Here is a 432-nt window from a genome sequence, read left to right as displayed (position 1 = left end):
GCGGTACTTCAAGTACTGGACCGACGACGGGCGCTTCGTGTTCTCGACATCGGACGGTTGTGGCATTGACATCTGTCGCAAGCACGCTGGTGGTCGGATCGAGATGTTGGTGCCAGGCTTGCATTGCGACATCGCACCCACCAAGCTTTCGGATGGCCGTCTGCGTCCCGGCTATAGCGATGTGAGCTTGAAAGATGGCGCGGGCCTGACGCTGTGCGCATTGACCTATCACTCGGCTTACTACGCGCGTCTGTTCAACAGCGACATCACGGCAGCTGCCATGGTGCAGGACCTGTCCGATTGGGATTTCTTTGTCGCCTTGCAAGGAGGCATCGAGATCTTTGCCGAGCGTGCAAACTCGGGGCGTGTGCAGTTGGTCGTTAATGCCGATCAGCGCAAGCGGTGAGACCGACGACAGGATTCGACATGCAG

Annotated in this window: 1 pseudogene; it reads left to right on the top strand. The window is 58.3% G+C overall.

The features are described 5' to 3' along the window. Nucleotides 1-406 (top strand): annotated as a pseudogene (locus ABG80_RS22250) (hypothetical protein); the annotation flags it as partial. Between the last annotated feature and the right edge of the window lie 26 nt (nt 407-432).

It is taken from the genome of Aquabacterium parvum (assembly GCF_001447195.1).
In the GTDB taxonomy this organism is placed as follows: domain Bacteria; phylum Pseudomonadota; class Gammaproteobacteria; order Burkholderiales; family Burkholderiaceae_C; genus Aquabacterium; species Aquabacterium parvum.
This window is presented reverse-complemented; position numbering and strand designations above follow the sequence as displayed.